The 19,898-nt window shown below is 68.7% G+C and carries 19 protein-coding genes; 8 read left to right on the top strand and 11 right to left on the bottom strand.

All coding sequences use genetic code 11. The features are described 5' to 3' along the window. Window positions 1–5 precede the first annotated feature (5 nt). From P5P27_RS08980 to ppc, 4 genes are all read left to right on the top strand, one after another. Window positions 6–1,223, top strand: a complete 1,218-nt coding sequence (locus P5P27_RS08980) for a phosphoglycerate kinase (protein ID WP_045539815.1) — start codon at window positions 6–8, stop codon at window positions 1,221–1,223. Next, window positions 1,220–2,017, top strand: coding sequence for a triose-phosphate isomerase (gene tpiA, locus P5P27_RS08985; protein ID WP_006894840.1), 798 nt, complete (start codon window positions 1,220–1,222; stop codon window positions 2,015–2,017). Before P5P27_RS08980 ends, tpiA begins: the two co-directional genes overlap by 4 nt. Before the next feature lie 123 nt (window positions 2,018–2,140). Next, on the top strand, window positions 2,141–2,374 hold the full coding sequence (secG, locus tag P5P27_RS08990; protein ID WP_006894841.1) for a preprotein translocase subunit SecG: 234 nt from the start codon (window positions 2,141–2,143) through the stop codon (window positions 2,372–2,374). Window positions 2,375–2,424: 50 nt separating this feature from the next. Beyond that, complete coding sequence (ppc, locus tag P5P27_RS08995) at window positions 2,425–5,277, top strand: phosphoenolpyruvate carboxylase (protein ID WP_278127288.1); 2,853 nt, start codon at window positions 2,425–2,427, stop codon at window positions 5,275–5,277. A gap of 4 nt (window positions 5,278–5,281) precedes the next feature. Here ppc and ehuA read toward each other — a convergent pair whose 3' ends face one another. The 9 genes from ehuA to tkt form a co-directional block, all read right to left on the bottom strand. Continuing rightward, on the bottom strand, window positions 5,282–6,037 hold the full coding sequence (ehuA, locus tag P5P27_RS09000; RefSeq protein ID WP_039866791.1) for an ectoine/hydroxyectoine ABC transporter ATP-binding protein EhuA: 756 nt from the start codon (window positions 6,035–6,037) through the stop codon (window positions 5,282–5,284). A 49-nt stretch (window positions 6,038–6,086) separates the two neighbouring features. Continuing rightward, window positions 6,087–6,728, bottom strand: coding sequence for an ectoine/hydroxyectoine ABC transporter permease subunit EhuD (gene ehuD / locus P5P27_RS09005; RefSeq protein WP_045539808.1), 642 nt, complete (start codon window positions 6,726–6,728; stop codon window positions 6,087–6,089). Further along, window positions 6,725–7,453, bottom strand: a complete 729-nt coding sequence (gene ehuC / locus P5P27_RS09010) for an ectoine/hydroxyectoine ABC transporter permease subunit EhuC (RefSeq protein WP_006894845.1) — start codon at window positions 7,451–7,453, stop codon at window positions 6,725–6,727. The genes ehuD and ehuC overlap by 4 nt, the downstream gene beginning before the upstream one ends. 16 nt (window positions 7,454–7,469) lie before the next feature. Continuing rightward, window positions 7,470–8,303: an ectoine/hydroxyectoine ABC transporter substrate-binding protein EhuB gene (ehuB, locus tag P5P27_RS09015; RefSeq protein WP_278127427.1), complete on the bottom strand. Its 834-nt coding sequence runs from the start codon at window positions 8,301–8,303 to the stop codon at window positions 7,470–7,472. 301 nt (window positions 8,304–8,604) lie between these two features. Continuing rightward, window positions 8,605–9,330 (bottom strand): 6-phosphogluconolactonase, encoded by a 726-nt coding sequence (gene pgl / locus P5P27_RS09020; protein WP_278127291.1) that lies wholly within the window; start codon window positions 9,328–9,330, stop codon window positions 8,605–8,607. Further along, window positions 9,327–10,271: a glucose-6-phosphate dehydrogenase assembly protein OpcA gene (locus P5P27_RS09025; protein ID WP_045539959.1), complete on the bottom strand. Its 945-nt coding sequence runs from the start codon at window positions 10,269–10,271 to the stop codon at window positions 9,327–9,329. Before P5P27_RS09025 ends, pgl begins: the two co-directional genes overlap by 4 nt. Then, window positions 10,268–11,809 carry a glucose-6-phosphate dehydrogenase gene (gene zwf / locus P5P27_RS09030; RefSeq protein WP_006894849.1) on the bottom strand — a complete coding sequence of 514 codons (1,542 nt, stop codon included), beginning with the start codon at window positions 11,807–11,809 and terminating at the stop codon, window positions 10,268–10,270. The genes P5P27_RS09025 and zwf overlap by 4 nt, the downstream gene beginning before the upstream one ends. Before the next feature lie 39 nt (window positions 11,810–11,848). After that, window positions 11,849–12,967, bottom strand: coding sequence for a transaldolase (tal, locus tag P5P27_RS09035; protein ID WP_006894850.1), 1,119 nt, complete (start codon window positions 12,965–12,967; stop codon window positions 11,849–11,851). 83 nt (window positions 12,968–13,050) lie between these two features. Then, window positions 13,051–15,126, bottom strand: coding sequence for a transketolase (gene tkt, locus P5P27_RS09040; protein ID WP_006894851.1), 2,076 nt, complete (start codon window positions 15,124–15,126; stop codon window positions 13,051–13,053). Between the two features lie 361 nt (window positions 15,127–15,487). Between tkt and P5P27_RS09045 the strand changes: the two genes are divergently transcribed. The 3 genes from P5P27_RS09045 to P5P27_RS09055 are packed head-to-tail and all read left to right on the top strand — an operon-like array spanning window position 15,488 to window position 17,725. After that, complete coding sequence (locus P5P27_RS09045; protein ID WP_278127428.1) at window positions 15,488–16,444, top strand: heme o synthase; 957 nt, start codon at window positions 15,488–15,490, stop codon at window positions 16,442–16,444. 38 nt (window positions 16,445–16,482) lie between these two features. After that, entirely contained in the window at window positions 16,483–17,250 is a 768-nt protein-coding gene (locus P5P27_RS09050) for a hypothetical protein (protein WP_278127296.1), read from the top strand. Window positions 17,251–17,272: 22 nt separating this feature from the next. Then, on the top strand, window positions 17,273–17,725 hold the full coding sequence (locus P5P27_RS09055; RefSeq protein ID WP_278127298.1) for a hypothetical protein: 453 nt from the start codon (window positions 17,273–17,275) through the stop codon (window positions 17,723–17,725). 36 nt (window positions 17,726–17,761) lie between these two features. Here the strand turns inward: P5P27_RS09055 and P5P27_RS09060 are convergent, their stop codons facing one another. Continuing rightward, window positions 17,762–18,478 carry a hypothetical protein gene (locus P5P27_RS09060; protein WP_006894854.1) on the bottom strand — a complete coding sequence of 239 codons (717 nt, stop codon included), beginning with the start codon at window positions 18,476–18,478 and terminating at the stop codon, window positions 17,762–17,764. Further along, a complete protein-coding gene (locus P5P27_RS09065; RefSeq protein WP_278127301.1) occupies window positions 18,471–19,448 on the bottom strand; it encodes a quinone oxidoreductase family protein in 978 nt (325 codons plus the stop codon). Before P5P27_RS09065 ends, P5P27_RS09060 begins: the two co-directional genes overlap by 8 nt. A gap of 35 nt (window positions 19,449–19,483) precedes the next feature. Between P5P27_RS09065 and P5P27_RS09070 the strand changes: the two genes are divergently transcribed. After that, on the top strand, window positions 19,484–19,864 hold the full coding sequence (locus tag P5P27_RS09070) for a hypothetical protein (RefSeq protein WP_006894856.1): 381 nt from the start codon (window positions 19,484–19,486) through the stop codon (window positions 19,862–19,864). Window positions 19,865–19,898 lie beyond the last annotated feature (34 nt).

Consider the following 19,898-nt stretch of genomic DNA (forward strand, 5'->3'; position numbering starts at 1 on the left):
TCACCATGGCAGTCCGAACTCTGGAAGACCTGCTGGCCGAAGGAGTCGAGGGCCGCGGCGTGCTGGTGCGCTCGGATCTGAACGTGCCGCTCGACGGCGGCGCGATCACCGATCCGGGGCGCATCGTCGCGTCGGCTCCGACCATCGCCAAACTCGTCGAGGCGGGTGCCAAGGTCATCGTGACCGCGCACCTGGGCCGCCCCAAGGGGGAGCCGGATCCCGCGCTGTCGCTGGCGCCGGTGGCCGCCCGGCTGTCGGAGGAACTGGGCCGCAACGTCCAGCTCGCCGGCGACGTGGTGGGCTCGGATGCGCTCGCGCGCGCCGAAGGACTCACCGACGGTGACGTCCTCCTGCTGGAGAACATCCGCTTCGATCCGCGCGAGACCAGCAAGGACGATGCCGAGCGCAACAAGCTCGCGAAGGCGCTCGTCGAGCTCGTCGGCGACGACGGCGCGTTCGTCTCCGACGGATTCGGCGTGGTCCACCGCAAGCAGGCGTCGGTGTACGACGTCGCCCGGCTGCTCCCGGCGTACGCCGGCGACCTCGTGGCCACCGAGGTGGAGGTGCTGCGCAAGCTCACCTCCGACGTCGAGCGTCCCTACGCCGTCGTCCTCGGCGGTTCGAAGGTGTCGGACAAGCTGGGCGTGATCGAGGCGCTCGCGCCCAAGGTCGACACCCTGGTGATCGGCGGCGGCATGGCCTTCACGTTCATCAAGGCGCAGGGCAGCCCGGTCGGCGACTCGCTGATGCAGGAAGACATGATCGACACCTGCAAGGACCTGCTCGAGAAGTACGGCGACGTGATCCACCTGCCGCACGACATCGTCGTCGCGGACAAGTTCGCCGCCGACGCGGACACCAGCATCGCGATGACGGCGGACGGCTTCGAGCAGGGCATGGGCCTGGACATCGGTCCGGGGACTGTCGAGCGATTCGCCGCGGTGCTGCGCGGTGCCAAGACGATCTTCTGGAACGGCCCGTCGGGCGTGTTCGAGTTCGAGAAGTTCGCCGAGGGCACCCGCGGGGTGGCCGAAGCGATCGTCGAGGCCACCCGCGACGGCGCGTACAGCGTCGTCGGCGGCGGCGACTCCGCCGCGGCAGTGCGCGCGCTCGGCATTCCGGACGAGGCGTTCTCGCACATCTCGACCGGCGGCGGCGCCTCCCTGGAGTATCTCGAGGGCAAGGAACTGCCGGGCCTGGCCGTGCTGGGAGTGGAGCAGTGAGCGGGGCGGGCGCGCGCAAGCCGCTCATCGCCGGAAACTGGAAGTGCAACCTCAACCACTACGAGGCCATCGCACTCGTCCAGAAGATCTCCTTCGCTCTTCCCGAGAAGTACTTCGAGAAGGTCGACGTGACGGTGATCCCGCCGTTCACCGACATCCGCAGCGTGCAGACCATCGTCGACGGCGACAAGCTGCTGCTGACCTACGGTGCGCAGGATCTGTCCGAGCACGACTCGGGTGCGTACACCGGTGAGATCAGTGGCGCGTTCCTGGCGAAGCTCGGCTGCACGTTCGTCGTCGTCGGACATTCGGAACGTCGCACCCTGCACTCGGAGACCGACGAGGTGGTGCTGGCCAAGACCAAGGCCGCGCTGCGCCACGGGCTCACGCCGATCGTCTGCATCGGCGAAGGACTCGAGGTTCGCGAGGCCGGTGATCACGTCGCGTACAACGTGGCGCAGATCAAGGCGTCGCTGGCCGGGCTGTCGGCCGCCGACATCGCGAAGGTCGTCGTCGCCTACGAGCCGGTGTGGGCCATCGGCACCGGCCGGGTCGCGAGTGCGGCCGACGCTCAGGAGGTCTGCGGTGCGGTGCGCGGCGCGCTCGCCGAGATCGCCGACCAGGCCACCGCCGATTCGGTCCGCGTTCTCTACGGTGGTTCGGTCAACGCCAAGAACGTCGGAGAGATCGTCGCGCAGTCCGACGTCGACGGTGCTCTGGTGGGCGGCGCCTCGCTCAAGGCCGACGAGTTCGCGCAGTTGTCGGCCATCGCCGCGGGCGGTCCATTGCTGTGACGCGCTGCAGGTGGTTTCACTAGTCACGACCACCATCGCGTAGACTGTGGCAGGTTGCATCCGAGAAGGACGCGACCTGCCACAGGCGTTTTCGCAAGATTCGACGAACAGGACCACCGACCCGTGACTATCGCGCTCGACATCGGCTTGATCATCACCAGCGTGCTGCTGATCGTTCTGGTTCTGCTGCATCGCGCCAAGGGTGGTGGCCTGTCCTCGCTGTTCGGCGGCGGCGTGCAGTCCAGTCTGTCCGGCTCGTCGGTGGTCGAGAAGAATCTCGACCGGCTCACCGTCTTCGTCGGTCTCGTCTGGGTCATCCTGATCATCGGCGTCGGCCTCGACATCAAGTTCTCGTAGTCCGCTCGCTCGGTGAGCCGTGAGGCGACGCAGCGCGTAGTTTTGTGCGCATGGCCTCCGATTCGCTGACTCCCGAGACCCTCGCCCGCGCCATCGCCACTCCGATGGTCGATCGCATCAGCGTCGACGACACCGGGCGCGCCCTCACCGAACCGCTGCGCGAGGACATCCGCTTCCTCGGTGGACTGCTGGGCGAGGTGATCCGCTCCCACGCGGGAGAGGCGACCTTCGAGCTCGTCGAGAGTTCCCGCCGCGACGCCTTCGGCATCCGCTACGCCGAGGTGACGCGTGATCAGCTGGCCGGACGGTACGACGGACGAGCGGTCGCCGATCTGATGCCCGTCATCCGGGCGTTCACCAATTTCGCCCTGCTCGCCAATCTCGCCGAGGACCTTCACCGCGAACGCCGACGGCGCATCCACCAGCGCGCGGGCGACCCGCCTCCGCCGTCGTCGTTGGCGGCCACATTCGGCAAGCTCGCCGACGCAGGTCGCACGGACGCCGACGTCGCCGCCGCGCTGCGGTCGGCGGAGGTGGTCCCGGTGATCACCGCGCACCCGACGGAGACCCGGCGGCGCAGCGTCTTCGACGCGCAGAACCGGATCACCGAACTGATGCGCGTGCGGGCGCGGACCGAGCTGACTCCGGAGGAGGACGCCCGGTTGACGGAGGACATCCGCAGGCAGATCCTGGTGCTGTGGCAGACCGCCCTGATCCGGTTGCGCAGGCTGACCATCTCCGACGAGATCACCACCGGGCTCCGCTACTACGGGGCGTCCTTCTTCGACGTGGTGCCCGCCCTGAACAAGGACGTCCGCGCGGCCCTGGTCGAGGCCTATCCCGACGCCGGTCTCGACGGCCTGTCGATGATCAGCATGGGTTCGTGGATCGGCGGCGACCGTGACGGCAATCCGTTCGTCTCGGCAGAGGTGGTCGATGAGGCGGCCACGAGTGCCGCACGCACCGCGATGCGCCATCACCTGGACGAGCTCGCTGCGCTGCATCAGGAGTTGAGCCTGTCCGCACGGCTGTTCTCGCCGGTCTCACCCGCACTGTCGGCACTCGGCTCCGGGTTCGCCCCGCCCGACGAACCGGGGGACACCGACGACGAACCCTTCCGTTCGGCGGTCTCAGCAGTGCGTTCGCGCGTTCTCGCCCGTGCGCTGCACACGCTCGGCGAGGATGCCGTCGACCCGGCGGAACTGGACACCGCGCGTGCGGCGGCACCCTACGGCGACGCCGACGAATTCCTCGCCGACCTCGACGTGATCGACCGGGCGCTGCGCGCCGCTCATGACGACTCGATCGCCGACGACCGCCTCGCGACGCTCCGGGAAGCGGTGCGCACCTTCGGTTTTCACTTGTCCGGACTCGACATGCGGCAGAACTCCGAGACACATGAGCAGGTGGTAGCCGAACTCCTCTCGTGGGCCGGGGTGTGCGCCGACTACCCGGCGCTGCCGGAGGCGGACCGGATCGGCCTGCTGACGGCGGAGCTGGCCTCGCGCCGCCCGCTCACGACTCCCGACGCCGAACTGAGCGAGCTCGCGATGAAGGAGCTGGGGGTGGTGCACGCCGCGGCGGGTGCGATCGAGCGGTTCGGCCCCCGCGCCGTCCCGAACTACGTCATCAGCATGTGCTCGTCCGTATCGGATCTGCTGGAGGTGCTGATCCTGTTGAAGGAGGCGGGGATCTACCATGCCGCCGGACCGGGCGACGCCGGGCCGTCGTGCTCGGTGCGCGTGGTGCCGCTGTTCGAGACGATCGAGGATCTGCGCGGCGGCGCGGCCACACTGACCGCGGCGCTGAACCTGGGCTTCTACCGGGCATTGGTCCGCGCGCAGGGCGACATCCAGGAGGTGATGCTGGGCTACTCGGACTCCAACAAGGACGGCGGCTACCTGGCGGCCAACTGGGCGCTGTATCGCGCCGAACTCGACCTGGTGTCCGCGTCCCGCGCGGCGGAGGTGCGGCTGCGACTGTTCCACGGCCGCGGAGGGACCGTCGGACGCGGCGGCGGACCCAGTTACGACGCGATCCTGGCTCAGCCGCCCGGTGCCGTCACCGGCTCGCTGCGCCTCACGGAACAGGGCGAGATCATCGCGGCGAAGTACGCCGAGCCCGTCAGCGCGCGGCGGAATCTGGAGTCGTTGCTCGCCGCCACCATCGAGTCGTCGCTACTCGACGTGGAAGGCCTCGACGATCCCGAGCGAGCGTACGCCGACTTCGACGCACTAGCCGAGTCCGCGCGGCGGGCGTACAGCGCGCTGGTGCACGAGACTCCCGGCTTCGTGGAGTACTTCACCGCGTCGACGCCGCTGTCGGAGATCGGGGCGCTGAACATCGGCAGCCGGCCGACCTCACGCAAGCAGACGACCGCCATCTCCGATCTCCGCGCCATCCCGTGGGTGCTCTCGTGGACGCAGTGCCGCGTCATGCTCCCGGGCTGGTACGGAGTCGGCAGCGCGTTCGCGCAGTGGACCCGCGGGGACGACGCGCGGATCGCCGACTTGCGGCGATACTACGAGAACTGGCCGTTCTTCCGCTCTGTGATGTCGAATATGGCGCAGGTGCTGGCGAAGTCGGACATGGGTCTGGCGTCCCGGTACGCCGAACTCGTGCCGGATGAGGAACTGCGCCGCCGCGTCTTCTCGATGATCGTCGAAGAGCACGAGCGGACTCTCGAGATGTACACCGCGATCACCGGCACCACGGATCTGCTGGCCGACAACGACGCGCTGAAACGGTCGGTCTACAACCGGTTCCCGTATCTGGAGCCGCTCAACCTGCTGCAGGTGGAGTTGCTGCAGCGGTTCCGGTCGGGCGAGGACTCGCCGCTCATTCGCCGCGGTATTCAGCTGACGATGAACGGTCTGGCGACGGCGTTGCGCAACAGCGGGTAGGACGTCAGCGGATCGCCTTGAGGAACTCTCGTGTGCGTTCCTCCCGCGGGTCGCCGAAGATCTGCTCGGGCGGACCCTCCTCGGCGATTCTGCCGTCGTCGAACATCATCACGCGGTCGGAGACCTCGCGGGCGAAACGCATCTCGTGCGTCACGATCAGCATCGTGATGTCGGTGGTGACCGCGATGTCGCGCAGCACCGACAGGACGCCGTCGACGAGTTCGGGGTCGAGTGCGGAGGTCACCTCGTCCAGCAGCATCACCGACGGACTCATCGCGAGGCAGCGGGCGATGGCGACGCGCTGCTGCTGACCGCCCGACAACTGCGTGGGATGCGCCGACTCCTTGTCGCTGAGTCCGACGGTGTCGAGCAGGCTCCGCGCATGCTCGACCGCCTCGTCTCGACTCCGGCCGAGGACGTGGATCGGAGCCTCGGTGATGTTCTGCAGCACAGTCATGTTGGGGAAGAGGTTGAATTGCTGGAAGACCATCCCGATGTTCTTGCGGACCTCGCGAAGGTACTTCTCCTTCGCGGGGACCAGCCGGTCCCCGCGCAGCTGATGGCTCAGCGGTCGGCCGCCCACCCAGATGACGCCGTCGGTGACCTTCTCCAGGGTCATGAGCAGCCGGAGAATCGTCGTCTTCCCCGAGCCGCTGGGGCCGATCAGGGTGACCTTCTCGCCGCGGTCGACGGTGAAGTCGAGATGGTCGAGAACCAGGTGGTCGCCGAAGCGTTTCACGACGCCGTCGAAGCGGATCATGGCATCCGCGGATTCGGCTGCGTCGGGGGCGTTCGGAGGGTTCCGGTCGTCAGCGGGCAAGGCGTTTCTCCAGTCGTCGGATCAGGACCGAGGTCGGGTAGCTCGCCACCAGGAAGAAGGCGCCGGCGAGGGTGAACGCCTCGAGGTAGGCGAAGTGGGCGGCGCCGTAGGTCTGTGCGGCGGTGACCAGTTCGACCACCGAGATCGTGAACAGGTAGGGGGTGTCTTTGAACATCGACACGGCGTTGTTGCCGAGTGCGGGCAGCGAGTTCCGCAGTACCTGGGGCAGGATCACCGCTCGCCAGGTCCGGCCGGCCGGCAGCGACAGCGCACGGGCCGCCTCCCACTGTCCGATGGGAACCTCCTCGATGCCGGCCCGGTACACCTCCGCCATGTAGCTCGAGTAGTGCACTCCGAGGACCGTGACACCGATGGACAGCGGCGTGAACTGCGGGAACAGGGCGAATACGAAGAGCAGTTGCACCACGATCGGGGTGAGACGGATGAACTCGGCCACCGCGTACACCGGCGCGGACAGCCAACGCGGCGCCGACCGTCTGATGACGGCGATCACGAGCCCCAGCGCAGCGGCGATGAAGAAGCCGATCACCGTGGCGAGCAGGGTGATCTGGAATCCGTCCCACAGCACCGGGAGCGCGTCCTGTGCGCGTTGCCAACTCCACTCGATCACAGCGCACCCCCGGGAGCGTCCTGGGACTGCGGACGGAGGCTGAGGATCTCCCGAAGCGTGGGACCGCGGCCGAGACGGTGCTTGGCCCGCGCCTCGGCCAGGTTGATGAACAACGTGACCACGTAGGCGAGCACGAGATAGATGACCAGCCCGACTCCGAAGGAGAACAGCGTGTCGCCGGTGGTCTTCTGCAGGTCGACGATGCCGGCCGTGAGGTCCTGCAGGGTGATGAAGGACGCGAACGCGGTGCCTTTGAGCAGATGGATCAGCAGGTTGCCCAGCGACGGGATCATCATCGCCCAGGCCTGGGGGAAGACCACTCGGGTGAGGCGCTGCCGGGCGGTGAAGTTCAACGCGACGGCGGCCTCCACCTGGGCCGGTGGTACCGCGTTGAGGGCACCGCGGACCACTTCGGCCCCGTAGGCGCCGTAGTTGAGTCCCAGTGCGAGGACGCCGCAGAACACCGGATCGAGTTGATAGCCGAGCAGGGGGAGCACGTAGAACAGCCAGAACAGCTGCACGACGAGGGATGTCCCGCGGAAGAACTCGATGAGGACGCGGGCCACGAACCGGATGGGAAGCGACCTCACCCGTACGAGCGTGCCGAGAGTGAGTGCGAGTGCGAAGGCGAGCAGACCGCCGCCGGCCGTCAGTTCCAGCGTGACGACGATGCCGCGCCCGAGGGCGGGCAGGGCGTCGACGAGCGCGTCGAGATCGTGGCTCATCTCGATCCGAACCCGGTCACTCGCCGCGGCACAACCGGTCGGTGGTGAGTGACGGATCGGGGATGTTCTCCTCGGTGAAGCCGAACGGGCCGAGGATCTTCATGTACTCGGTGCGGTCGGCGAGGATCTTCTTCACCTCGGCGTTGTACGCGTCGCGCAGGGAGGTGTCCTCCTTCCGGAACACCGTCGCACCCGCCGGATTCTGGGGTTTGCCGTCGATGAACGCGATGAACGGCTGCGTGACTTCGACGTTGAGGCCGGGCGTGTGCGTCTTGGCGTAGTTCAGGGATACCGCCGTCAGAGCGAAGGCGTCCACCCGGCCGGAGTTCACGGCATCGATCCCGGACTGCTGGTCCTTGACGAGCATCGGATCGGGGATGTCCAGTTCGGAGGCGTAGTCGGCCTCGATGGCACCGGTCATGGCCGCCATCTTCGCGCCGGAGCGTTTGATCGAATCCATGTCCGTGAGGTGCTTCGGATTGCCCGGCTGCACCATCAGCGCGGTGGTGTAGTTGATCTCGGGAACGCTGAACGCGGCTTGGCCGCACCGCTCCGGCGTGATCGACATTCCGGCGCTGACCAGGTCGTATCGTTTGGCGTTGAGTCCGGGGATGAGGCCGCCCCAGTCGGTCTTCACGCCCTTGAGTTCGTTGACGCCGAGCCGCCGGAACACTTCGCGGTGGAGTGCGATGGTGCCGCCGGTGAGCTGCCCGTCGGCGTCGAACGAATACGGCGCTTCATTGGCGTAGGCCACGGTGACGGTTCCGGCCTTCCGCAGATCGTCGAGTGTGGTCTCGCTGCCGGTGTCGGTCTTGGTGCACGCGGTCAGCGCTGTCGCGGTCACGATCATCGTGGCCGCCACGGCCGCCGCCGTGCGGAACACATGTCGTCGGTCGCCGGCGATCCGTCGCTTGGTCGTGTGTGTCTGCTTGATCTTCTTTGCCACTGTGTTCTCCCGCCGGGCCCGGTCCGGACGGAGCCGATGGCGGAGGAGCTCTCAACGGCGAGTGACGTACGGCGGCCCTTGGTTTCGTATGATCGCACTCTTGACTATCGGGTGAATCGACCGTAGCAAGGTGGATCACTTCTGATGAGCGCTTTGAGAAGCCCATCGCATCATCGTCGGCGGGCGCGGGAGTGCGGACCGGAGGTCAGGACAGTTGCGAGGCCGCGGCGCGATCGAGGAACCACACCGTGTTCTCGACCCCGTGAGCGCCGGCGCACGGCCAGTCCTCGCGCGCGGCGCCGGACGCCGCCGCGGCGACCGCCTCCGCCTTCTCGGCGCCCGAGACGAGGAACCAGACCTCGCGGGAGGCGTTGATGACCGGGAAGGTCAGTGTGATGCGGCGAGGCGGCGCCTTGGGGGAGTCGGTGACCGCGACGACCGGACGCGAGTCCTCCGCGGTCGCCGCGCTATGCGGGAACAGGGAGTTGACGTGCCCCTCACCGCCCATGCCGAGCAGATGGATGTCGAAGACGGTCCCGGAACCCAGGCGGCGAGCGTAGTCGGCGGCCGCGGCGTCGATGTCGTCGCCGAACTCGCCGTCGGAGGGCGCCGCCACGTGGACCCGCGCGCCCTCGACCGGCACGTGGTCGAGCAGTGCCTCACGCGCCTGCAGCGAGTTCCGCTCCGGATCCTCGGCGGGGACGAAACGTTCGTCACCCCAGTACAGTTCGATGCGGGACCAGTCGAGGGCGCGGGGGTGGCGGGCGAGCTCGCGCAGCAGTGCGATTCCGTTGCTGCCGCCGGTGAGCGCGACCGTCGCGACCCCGCGGGCGTCCTGCGCCGCGGTCACCGTCGCGATGAACCGTGCGGCGGCCGTCGCCACGAGTTCGGCCGACGAATCGAAGACCAGGTGCTCCACCGGGGCGCTCATCGGGCCGGCTCCGCCGTCGTGCCACCCGCTGTCGCCCGGTCCTCATGGGTGACGCCGGACAGTCCCTGCAGCGCCAGCTCGTACACCTCGTCGGCGTCCAGGCTGCGGAGTTCCTCGGCCAGGCATTCGGCGGTGGTCCGGCGAGCGAAGGCCGACCGTCCGTCCGGGTGGCCGGAGCTGCGGATGATGCTTCCGTCCGGTCCCTGACTCATCGACAGTTCTCCTCCGGTGTGGACCAGGGTCACCGACATGTCGCCGACGGCGCGCACCACCGGGACGCCGAGTTCGGCGGCGAGCCACCCGGCGAACAGATCGAGTCCCGTGACATCGTGCGGTCCCACCACTCGGGCACGGAGGATCTCGTTGTGCGGGGGACGGTCCAGTGCGGACACGAGCATCGCCCGCCACTGGGTGATGGCCGACCACGCGAGATCGGTGTCGCCCGGTGAGTAGCCGATCCGGCGAGCGCCCAGAAATGCGCCGGGGTCGTCGGTGAGGCGGCCGTCGGTGATCCGCCGCGAGGCGAGCCGTCCCAGCTTGTCGTCGGCGGGCCGCGCGGGAGCCCGGCTCGGCCACCAGGTCACGACGGGGGTGTCGGGAAGCAGGAAGGGGGTCACGGTGGCGTGCGGATGATCGGCGAGCGAACCGTGGAGGTGGAGCACCACCACCTCCGACGCTCCGGCGTCGCCGCCGACGCGGATCTGCGCATCCAGCCGCGTCGGTCCCGAGCGGTCGTGGCGCACCACCATGATGACGCGGCACGGATGCTCGCGGCTGGCGCGGTTCGACGCCTCGACGGCGTCCTCCGCATCGTCGTCGGCGTCGAGGTCGATGACGAGCGTCAGGACGCGACCGAGCGTCACAGCGCCCCCGGTGCGCCGCATCTGGACGAGCTTCTTGCTGGTCTCGAGGGTCGAGGTGTCGGGGAGATCGACGATCACGGGCGCCTCCAGGCTCGTCCGGTGCGGTTCATCATCTCGTCGGCCGAGGCCGGCCCCCAGGTGCCCGACTCGTATTCGTCGGGTGTACCGGACCGGGCCCAGTCCTCGAGTACGGGGTCGAGGATCTGCCAGCTGAGCTCCACCTCTTGCGCCACCGGGAACAGGGACGGTTCGCCGAGCAGCACGTCGAGCAGGAGCCGTTCGTAGGCCTCCGGCGACGACACGGTGAACGCGCCGCCGTACGAGAAGTCCATGTTGACGTCGCGGACCTCCATGCTCGTGCCCGGCACCTTGGACCCGAATCGCAGGGTGACGCCTTCGTCGGGCTGCACTCGGATCACCAGGGCGTTCTGGCCGAGTTCGGCGGTCATCGTGTCGTCGAAGGGCAGGTGCGGCGCTCTCTTGAAGACGATCGCGATCTCGGTGACCCGCCTTCCCAGCCGCTTGCCGGTGCGGAGGTAGAAGGGCACGCCGGCCCAGCGCCGCGTGTCGACCTCCAACGCGATCGCGGCGAAGGTCTCGGTGGTGGAGTCGGGGGAGAAACCCTCCTCGTCCTTCAGCCCGACCACGGGTTCGGAGCCCTGCCATCCCGGACCGTACTGTCCCCGCGCCGAGTTCTCGTCGATCGGGGTGATGTTGCGCGTCGCCGAGAGGACCTTGATCTTCTCCGACTGCAGATGCTGCGGCGAGAACGACACCGGCTCCTCCATGGCGACCAGCGCCAACAGTTGCAGGAGGTGGTTCTGGATCACATCGCGGGCCGCGCCGATGCCGTCGTAGTAGCCGGCCCGGCCGCCGAGTCCGATGTCCTCGGCCATCGTGATCTGCACGTGGTCCACGTAGTGCGAGCTCCACAGCGGGTCGAACAGCTGGTTGGCGAATCGCAGGGCCAGGATGTTCTGAACGGTCTCCTTGCCGAGGTAGTGGTCGATGCGGAACACCGACTCCTCGGGGAAGACGCTGCCCACGAGGGCGTTCAGTTCCCGGGCGCTGTCGAGGTCGTGGCCGAAGGGCTTCTCGATGACGACTCTCCGCCAGCTGTCGCCGTCCTGGTCGGCCATCCCCGTGCGCCGCAGTTGGCTCAGGACCACAGGGAACGCCTTCGGCGGGATCGACAGATAGTAGGCGTGGTTGCCGTCGGTCCCGCGTTCCCGGTCCAGATCGGCGAGCGTCTGCTGCAGAGCGGCGAAGGCGTCGTCGTCCTCGAAGGTGCCCGCGACGAAACGGATGCCCTCGGCGAGCCGATCCCACACCTCCTGTCGGAAGCCGGTGCGGCTGCCCGCCTCCACCGCCTCCCGAACCACGTCGGCGAAGTCTTCGTGCTCCCAGTCGCGCCTCGCGAAGCCGACGAGCGCGAAGCTCGGCGGAAGCAGACCCCGATTGGCGAGATCGTAGATCGCCGGCATGAGCTTGCGGCGCGCGAGGTCGCCGGTCACGCCGAAGATCACCAGGGCGGACGGCCCGGCGATCCTCGGCAGCCGCGTGTCATGCGGATCGCGAAGCGGGTTCTTCCACGGCTTGTCGACCGCACGTCCCATATCGCTCTGGCCTCTCGTATCGTCCGGGCGTCGTGTCGGCTAGCGCTGCGCGGCGTCGAGCTGCGTCCGGGTGGCCTCGAGGAGGTCGTTCCAGGCGTCCTCGAACTTGCTGACCCCCTCGGCCTCCAATACTGCGAAGACGTCGGGCAGATCGACTCCCACGCGAGTGAGTGAGTCGAACACCTCCTGGGACGCCTCGGCCCGGCCGAGGATCGAGTCGGTGTCGACCCACCCGTGGTCGGCGAAGGCGTTCAGAGTCTTCACCGGAACCGTGTTGACCGTGTTCGGCGCCACCAGTTCGCTCACGTACAGGGTGTCCGGGTACTGGGCGTTCTTGGTCCCGGTGGACGCCCACAGCGGGCGCTGGGGCAGCGCCCCGTGCGCTTGGAGATCGGGGAAGCGGATCCCGGTCTCGAACACTTCGCGGTAGGCGGCGTAGGCAAGGCGGGCGTTCGCGAGACCGGCCTTGCCTCGCAACTCGAGCGCTTCGGGCGTTCCGATGGCGTCGAGGCGCTTGTCGATCTCCGAGTCGACGCGGGAGACGAAGAACGAGGCGACCGACTCGATCTTGGCGGCGTCGTGGCCGTTGCGGAGTGCGGCGTCGAGCCCGTCGAGGTACGCGTCCATCACTGCGCGGTAGCGGTCCACCGAGAAGATCAGGGTCACGTTGACGCTGATGCCCTCGGCGATCACCCGGGTGATCGCCGGCAGCCCGGCCTCGGTGGCCGGGATCTTGATGAACAGATTCGGGCGGTCGACGATCTTCCACAGCTCGATCGCCTGCGCCACGGTCTCGTCGGTCTTGTTCGCCAGTCGCGGATCCACCTCGATGGAGACGCGGCCGTCGTGGCCGTCGGTGTCGACGAAGACCTGCTGCAGGACGTCACACGCCGCACGGACGTCGTCGGTGGTGATGGCGGTGACGGCCGCATCGACGTCGGCGCCCACCGACGCGAGATCCTTGACCTGAGCCGCGTAGCTCTCGGATTTGGAGATCGAGTTCTGGAAGATCGCGGGATTGGTGGTGACGCCGACGATCGAGTGAGTGTCGATCTCATCCTGAAGAGCGCCCGAGGCGATCAGGTCGCGGGACAGGTCGTCGAGCCAGACGGACACGCCGGCCTCCGAGAGAGCGGCGAGGTTCTTGTTCTGAGACATGGGGATGACTCCTGTTCTCCGGATCGGGTCGGATGTCGTGTTGCGGTGGTTTCGACGCGCTGCGCTCGCTCGACCGCAGGAGGTCAGCGGTTGAGCACGCGGCGGGCGGCGGCCGCGACGGCGTCGGCGGTGATGCCGAACTCGTCGTACAGCTTCTGGTACGGAGCCGAAGCGCCGAAGTGCTCCAGCGAGACGATCTCGCCGCCCGCGACGATCGCATGCCACGGCATGGCGATGCCGGCTTCCACGGCGACGCGCGGAATGCCGGTCGGCAGCACCGACTCGCGGTAATCGTCGTCCTGCTCGGCGAACCACTCCAGCGACGGCATCGAGACCACGCGTGCGCCGATGCCCTCGGCGGCGAGCGTCTGCGCCGCCTGCACCGCCAGCGACACCTCCGAGCCGGTGCCGATCAGCACCACCTCGAAGGTCCCGTCGGCGTCGGACAGGACGTAGCCGCCGCGGGCGACTCCTTCGAAGCTGGTGCCTTCCAGGACCGGCACGTTCTGGCGGGTCAGGGCCAGCCCGACCGGCCGGTGACGGCGCGTCAGCAGATGCCGCCACGCGTGAGCGGTCTCATTGGCGTCGGCGGGACGGACCACGTCCAGGTGGGGAATCGCGCGCAGCGCGGCGAGATGTTCCACCGGCTGGTGGGTGGGACCGTCCTCGCCGAGGCCGATCGAGTCGTGGGTCCACACGTAGATCGGGTCGATCTCCATCAGCGCGGCCAGACGCACCGCGGGCCGCATGTAGTCGGAGAACTGCAGGAAGGTTCCGCCGTACGCGCGCGTCGGGCCGTGCAGGACGATGCCTGACAGGATCGATCCCATCGCGTGCTCGCGGATGCCGAAGTGCAGGGTCCGGCCGTACGGATCGGCTTTCCAGGTCCCGGTGCTGATGGTTTCGGGACCGAACGAGACGGCACCGTCCATCGTGGTGTTGTTGGAGCCTGCGAGGTCGGCCGATCCGCCCCACAGCTCGGGCAGGACGGGCGCGAGCGCCGAGAGGACCTTGCCCGAGGCCGAGCGGGTCGCCACATCCTTGTCGCCGACCTCCCAGGACGGCAGCACGTCGGTCCAGCCCTCGGGCAGCGCATGCGCGGCCAGCCGGTCGAACAGCTCCTTGCGCTGGGGGTTCTCGGCGGCCCAGACGTCGAAGCCCTCCTGCCACGCGGCTCGCTCGGCGGCGGCCCGAGCCTGCAGCGACCGGGTGTGCCCGAGCACGGCCGGGTCGACGTCGAAGCTCTTGGCCGGGTCGAATCCGAGGATCTCCTTGGTCGCGGCGACCTCGTCGGCGCCCAGGGCCGAGCCGTGCGAGGCGCCGGTGTTCATCTTGTTGGGGGCCGGCCAGGCGATGATGGTGCGCAGGCAGATGATCGACGGCTTGTCGGTGACGGCCTTCGCGTTCTCGATCGCCTCTTCGATCGCGACGATGTTCTCGCCGCCCTCGACGATCTGGACGTGCCAGCCGTACGCCTCGTAACGCTTGGCGGTGTCCTCCGAGAGCGCGATGCTGGTGTCGTCCTCGATCGAGATGTGGTTCTGGTCGTAGAAGACGATGAGGTTCCCGAGTTCCTGCGTACCCGCGAGGGAACTGGCCTCGGAGGTGACGCCCTCTTCGATGTCGCCGTCCGAGGCGATCACGTACACGTGATGATCGAACGGGCTCTGGCCCGCCGGTGCGTCGGGATCGAACAGGCCGCGCTCGCGCCGGGCCGCCATGGCCATGCCGACCGCCGACGCGAGCCCCTGTCCGAGCGGGCCGGTGGTGATCTCCACACCCTTGGTGTGGCGGAACTCGGGGTGGCCGGGCGTCAGCGAGCCCCAGGTGCGCAGCGCCTCCAGATCGCCCAGTTCGAGGCCGAAACCACCGAGATACAGCTGGATGTACTGGGTGAGGCTCGAGTGGCCGCACGAGAGGACGAACCGGTCGCGTCCCACCCAGGCCGGATCGGACGGATCGTGGCGCATCACGCGCTGATACAGGGTGTACGCCAGCGGTGCCAGACTCATCGCCGTGCCGGGGTGGCCGCTGCCGCACTTCTGTACCGCGTCCGCGGCCAGAATGCGAGCCGTGTCCACGGCCTTGGTGTCCAGGTCGCTCCAGTCGGCGGGGTGAACCTGCTGGGTGAGCTCGCGGATCTCGTCGGTAATCGCCACGGTGGTGGAGTCTCCTGTGCCTTGTCGTGGGTGCTCGGACGCAATGGTGATTTCCAGCCTAGCGGTCCGCCGCACGCTCGCGCGCGACTGGCTGGGGACTTTCCGGTGTGATGGACCACCTTCGGCGGGCGCGGTCGCCAGGATTGAGTGCAAGTGTGATCTGGGCAGTGCGGATTCTGTTATGAGAGACCTCCGGGTCTACCATCGGTTGTAGTAGCCCGTCGGTGTGCCCAGTGTCGCGTACAGACCGTCGCCCGGATCCGTCGTGGACGGATCGTGCGGCGCGATGACGCCGGGTCTTATGTGAGGAGCATCTGTGAGTATTGGGGAAAGCGCGGACACCGACGCCTCCTCGACCTCGATGTCTACCGAGAACCCGGCCGGGAACGCCGGCCTCGGTGCGCGTGCGTGGGGCATGGTCCTGGCGTACATCGCGCTGACCAAGCCGCGTGTCATCGAGTTGCTTCTGGTCTCGACCATTCCGGTGATGCTCCAGGCGGAGCGCGGAACGGTCGACATCGGCCTGATCCTGATCACAGTGGTCGGCGGGTGGCTCGGTGCCGCGAGCGCCAACAGCCTGAACATGGTGGCCGACGCCGACATCGATCAGAAGATGAAGCGGACGCAGCGTCGGCCGCTGGCCCGTCACGCGGTGCCGGTGCGCAATGCGCTGATCTTCGGCATCGTCCTGGCGGTCGTGTCGTTCGTCGTGCTCTACTTCGGTACCGCGAACGACGCGGGGGAGCGGTCGTTCCTGCCGTCGATCCTGGTTTTGATCACCATCGGCTTCTACGTCTTCGTCTACACGCTGGTGCTCAAGCGCCGCACGTGGCAGAACGTGATCTGGGGCGGCGCCGCCGGCTGCATGCCCGCACTCGTCGGATGGGCGGCGGTGACGCATTCGCTCAGCTGGCAGCCCTTCGTGCTGTTCCTGGTGGTGTTCTTCTGGACCCCTCCGCACACCTGGGCGCTCGCCATGCGCTATCGCGAGGACTACCGCGCCGCGGGCGTGCCGATGTTCCCGGTCATCGCCAGTGACGAGCGCGTCACCACGCACATGGTGGTGTACACCTGGCTGACCGTCATCACGTCCTTCGTGCTCATCCCGGTCGCGTCGTGGATCTACCTCGTCGTCGCGGTCGCCTCCGGCGTGTGGTTCATCTACATGGTCACCAAGCTCTACGTCGAGACCCGCAAGGGCGTCGAGGTGAAGCCGCTCAAGATCTTCCTGACGTCCAACGAGTACCTGGCGCTGCTGTTCTGCGGCCTCGCTGTCGACGCGGTCATCAACCTGCCGACCGTCGCCAGCTACTTCTGACCGACACTCGCAGTCTCAAGGCGCCCGCAGGTGAAAGAGTGAGGACTGCACGCGGCGTGAAGCAGCCGGGCCCGGCCGTCACGAGGACAGCGCTCGCGGCGTTCGTGGCGACACTGTGCCTGCTGGTCGCGGTCGTCGTCGATCTTCCCGTCACCTCGGTTCTGTTCGCGGTCGCCGGCGCCGGTGTCGCCATCGGGCTGATCGGCTCGCTCCGTCGATACGGCCAGAAGTCCGCCCTGCGCGGTGCCGCGGTGGTCGTGGCGACGGTTCTGCTCGTCGGTCTGCCCACCGTGGCGATGCTGGCCGATCCCGAGACGGCGAGCGATTCGCATGCCGCCGACGGTGACGCGGTGCTCGAGGGCGGCGGCGATCCCTCGGCGGCGCTGGCGCGCGCTCTGGACCGCGCTGACCGCCTCGTTCCCGGCGGCTCGTCCTCGATCAGGCAGATCAGGATCGACGACGATCGGGAGACGGTGCGCGTGCTCGATCCGCGGACCGGGCGGGAGATCGCCTCGAATCGATCGGGAGCATCGTGGACCGATTCGGCCCCGACGCGCACCGGCGGGCGCACCGTGTTCACCCGCGCCGACGTCGCCCACTTGGACCTGAACGCCGCGGCCGCCCGGGTGCGCCGCGCGCCAGAAGATCGGCTATCCGGAGCCGACCTCCAGCGGCGGCATCGAGATCGGCCCGCGCTCGGTCGACGACAAGGTGGTGGCCCGATTCGGCCAGTCCGGCGGGGAGAGCATCGAGACGGATCTGCACGGGCGGGTCGCCGACACCGTCGGCGCCGCGTCCCTGAGTGAGTTCCTCTCGGTTGCCGAGCGTGTGCTGAAGGACGAGGGCATCGATCCCGATGGGGCCGTGCTCCGTTCGATCGCGTACAAGGCCGTCGATGAGGCCGCGCCGTGGATCGGCGTGGCGCACCCCGGTGTCGAGCTGGAACTGGACGGCGGCGGCATCTACCGGATCTGGGTGCAGCCCGGTCGGTTCCCGGAACTGTCCGAGACCGACTCGGCGTCCGACCCCGATGGTTTCTCGCTGACCGGACTGACCGGAGCGACGATGGTGCGGATCCGCGACGACCTGGTGCGCAGACATCGGGTGGCGGCCTACGACCGCGATGCCGTCGGACTCAAGATCGGCGTCGCGCCCGGCGACGACGATCCGGCGGCGGATCGGCTGCCGGTCACGGTGCAGATGCAGGTCGGTCCCGACGCGGTCGGGGCGACGGGCGTCTACTCGCCGAACGGGAAGTTTCTGCGCGAGGGACGCCGCTAGCGAGGGACGCCGCCGCAGAGGCCGGCCCGCACGGGCTCACGCCTCGATCGCGCGCCGGAGCTGCGCGGTCAGCCCGGCCCGGACGCGCTCGGTCTGGGGAACCACACCCCGTTCGGTGAGACGATCGACGGTGGTCAGCACCTGCTGCAGATAGGCCGCGCGTTCCTGGCTCCGGGCCCCGTCCGCGTGGGCGAGCAGCTTCAGCGCGCGTCGGCAGTCGCGGGCGTCGGCGGGGTCGAGGTCGTCGGTCCCGGTACTCCGCGCGAAGCGGTCGGCCGCGGCCCAGGTGCTGCGCAGGTCGGTCACGGCGGCGATGTAGCGCTCACCGGCGGCGTCCCCGGGGAAGCGGTCGGTGCGGAGCTCACCGGCCGTGGCCAGACTGTCGTGGAATGCGATGATCGCGGGCGCCGACAGGTCCCAGAGCCCCGGATACCGCAGGAGCATGGCCGGATCGAGTTCGAAGGAACCGTACGCGCTGAGAACCTCGTCGTGGTGGGCCGCGCTGCGCCGCCAGCGCTCCTCCACCGAGACCGGCGAGGGTGCAGCCGGACGCGCGGTGGCGGCGATCCGGGACGGCATCGGCACCGAGACCGCCAGCAGACCCACGGCCAGTGCGACGGCGAGGGCCACCATCAGTGCCACCGGACCGAAGGGCCGAGACGCCGCCAGCAGAGCGATCGCGGCGACGGCGACCACGGCCCAGCGCAGACCGGCGGCCGGCCCGCCGGCGCTCTTCGCTGCCGGCTCAGTCATCGTCGGCGACAGCGAGCATCGTCGACCCGACCGTGCTTCGGGATTCGAGTGCGCGGTGGGCCTCGGCGGCCTGCTCCAGCGGGAACGACTGTCCGACGGTCACGGTCAGCTCACCGCTAGCGACGGCGTCGAAGAACTGACCGGAACGCCACGCGAACTCGGCGGGGTCGGCGATGAAGTGGGTCAGCGTGGGCCGGGTCACCGACAGCGATCCGGCCGGATTGAGTCGTTGCAGGTCGAACGGGGGCACCGGTCCGCTGGCGGCGCCGAAGAGCACGATGGTGCCGCGGACGGCGGTCGCGGCCAGGGATTGCTCGAAGGTCGCCGCTCCGACGCCGTCGTACACCACCCGCGCCCCGCGCCCGTCGGTGAGATCGCGGACCCGTGCGGCCACGTCGTCGCCGTAGCTCAGGACCTCGGCGGCACCGGCCGCGCGCGAGAGCTGTTCCTTCTCGTCGGAGGAGACCGTGGTGATCACCCGGATGCCCCGCGCGCTCGCCCACTGGGTCAGCAGCAGCCCGATGCCGCCGGCCCCGGCATGCAACAGCACGGTGTCGCCCGCCTCGGGATGTGCGCTGCCGTCGAGCAGATAGTGGACGGTGTTGCCGCGCAGCATCGACGATCCCGCGGCGGCGAGGGAGACGCCGTCGGGTACCGGAAGTGCCCGATCGGCGCGGATACGGACGTACTCGGCGTAGCCGGCCGAGGCGTCGCACCAGGCGACCCGGTCGCCGACGGCACGGTGCTCGACGCCGTCGCCGACGGCGACGATCCGGCCCGCGCCTTCGCTGCCCGGCACGAACGGGGTGGGCGACGGGTACATTCCGGTGCGCAGGTACGTGTCTATGAAGTTCACCCCGGCCGCGGAGACGGCGACCACCACCTCGCCGGGCGCCGGTTCGGGATCGGGGAGATCGACGAGTCGAAGGACTTCCGGACCGCCGTGAGCGGACACTTGGATCGCACGCATGGGTCCATTTTCGCACGCCGCTATACTCGGCAGTCATGAGCGATGACACCGCTGCGTCCACAGCCACTGCTTCCGAATCCGTCGCGGCCGCGCCGAGCGCCGTAGTCTCCGCGATCGGAAAGTTCGTCGCCGCCGAGGGCGGTTCGGCCAAGGCCGTGGTCCAGCCTGCGGGTGCCGCGGGAGTGCGGATCACCCTGGTGGGCGAGGCCGGCGGGATTCTGGGCGATCAGGTGGTCGACAGCGTGCGGACCGCGGACGCGGTCATCGAAGCGGTCGACGGACTCGAGCGCGCGGAGTGGGACCGGGATCTGACCTCGGTCACCGAGGTGAAGCCGTCGCACTGGCGCCAGATGGCCGGTTGGGTGGCCCACCAGTCGCGGTTTCCCAAGGCGCGCAACCGCAAGATCCTCGACTGACGACGTACGCGCACTGCGACACGTGCGCACAGCG

It is taken from the genome of Gordonia sihwensis (assembly GCF_029632925.1).
Classification (GTDB): domain Bacteria; phylum Actinomycetota; class Actinomycetes; order Mycobacteriales; family Mycobacteriaceae; genus Gordonia; species Gordonia sihwensis.

Coding starts and splice junctions, on each gene's coding strand:
- P5P27_RS08980 (WP_045539815.1), top strand. CDS start 6: ATGGCAGTCCGAACTCTGGAAGACCTGCTGGCCGAAGGAGTCGAGGGC.
- ppc (WP_278127288.1), top strand. CDS start 2,425: ATGGCCTCCGATTCGCTGACTCCCGAGACCCTCGCCCGCGCCATCGCC.
- ehuA (WP_039866791.1), bottom strand. CDS start 6,037: ATGATCCGCTTCGACGGCGTCGTGAAACGCTTCGGCGACCACCTGGTT.
- ehuC (WP_006894845.1), bottom strand. CDS start 7,453: ATGAGCCACGATCTCGACGCGCTCGTCGACGCCCTGCCCGCCCTCGGG.
- ehuB (WP_278127427.1), bottom strand. CDS start 8,303: ATGATCGTGACCGCGACAGCGCTGACCGCGTGCACCAAGACCGACACC.
- pgl (WP_278127291.1), bottom strand. CDS start 9,330: ATGAGCGCCCCGGTGGAGCACCTGGTCTTCGATTCGTCGGCCGAACTC.
- zwf (WP_006894849.1), bottom strand. CDS start 11,809: ATGGGACGTGCGGTCGACAAGCCGTGGAAGAACCCGCTTCGCGATCCG.
- tal (WP_006894850.1), bottom strand. CDS start 12,967: ATGTCTCAGAACAAGAACCTCGCCGCTCTCTCGGAGGCCGGCGTGTCC.
- P5P27_RS09045 (WP_278127428.1), top strand. CDS start 15,488: ATGTCTACCGAGAACCCGGCCGGGAACGCCGGCCTCGGTGCGCGTGCG.
- P5P27_RS09060 (WP_006894854.1), bottom strand. CDS start 18,478: ATGACTGAGCCGGCAGCGAAGAGCGCCGGCGGGCCGGCCGCCGGTCTG.
- P5P27_RS09065 (WP_278127301.1), bottom strand. CDS start 19,448: ATGCGTGCGATCCAAGTGTCCGCTCACGGCGGTCCGGAAGTCCTTCGA.
- P5P27_RS09070 (WP_006894856.1), top strand. CDS start 19,484: ATGAGCGATGACACCGCTGCGTCCACAGCCACTGCTTCCGAATCCGTC.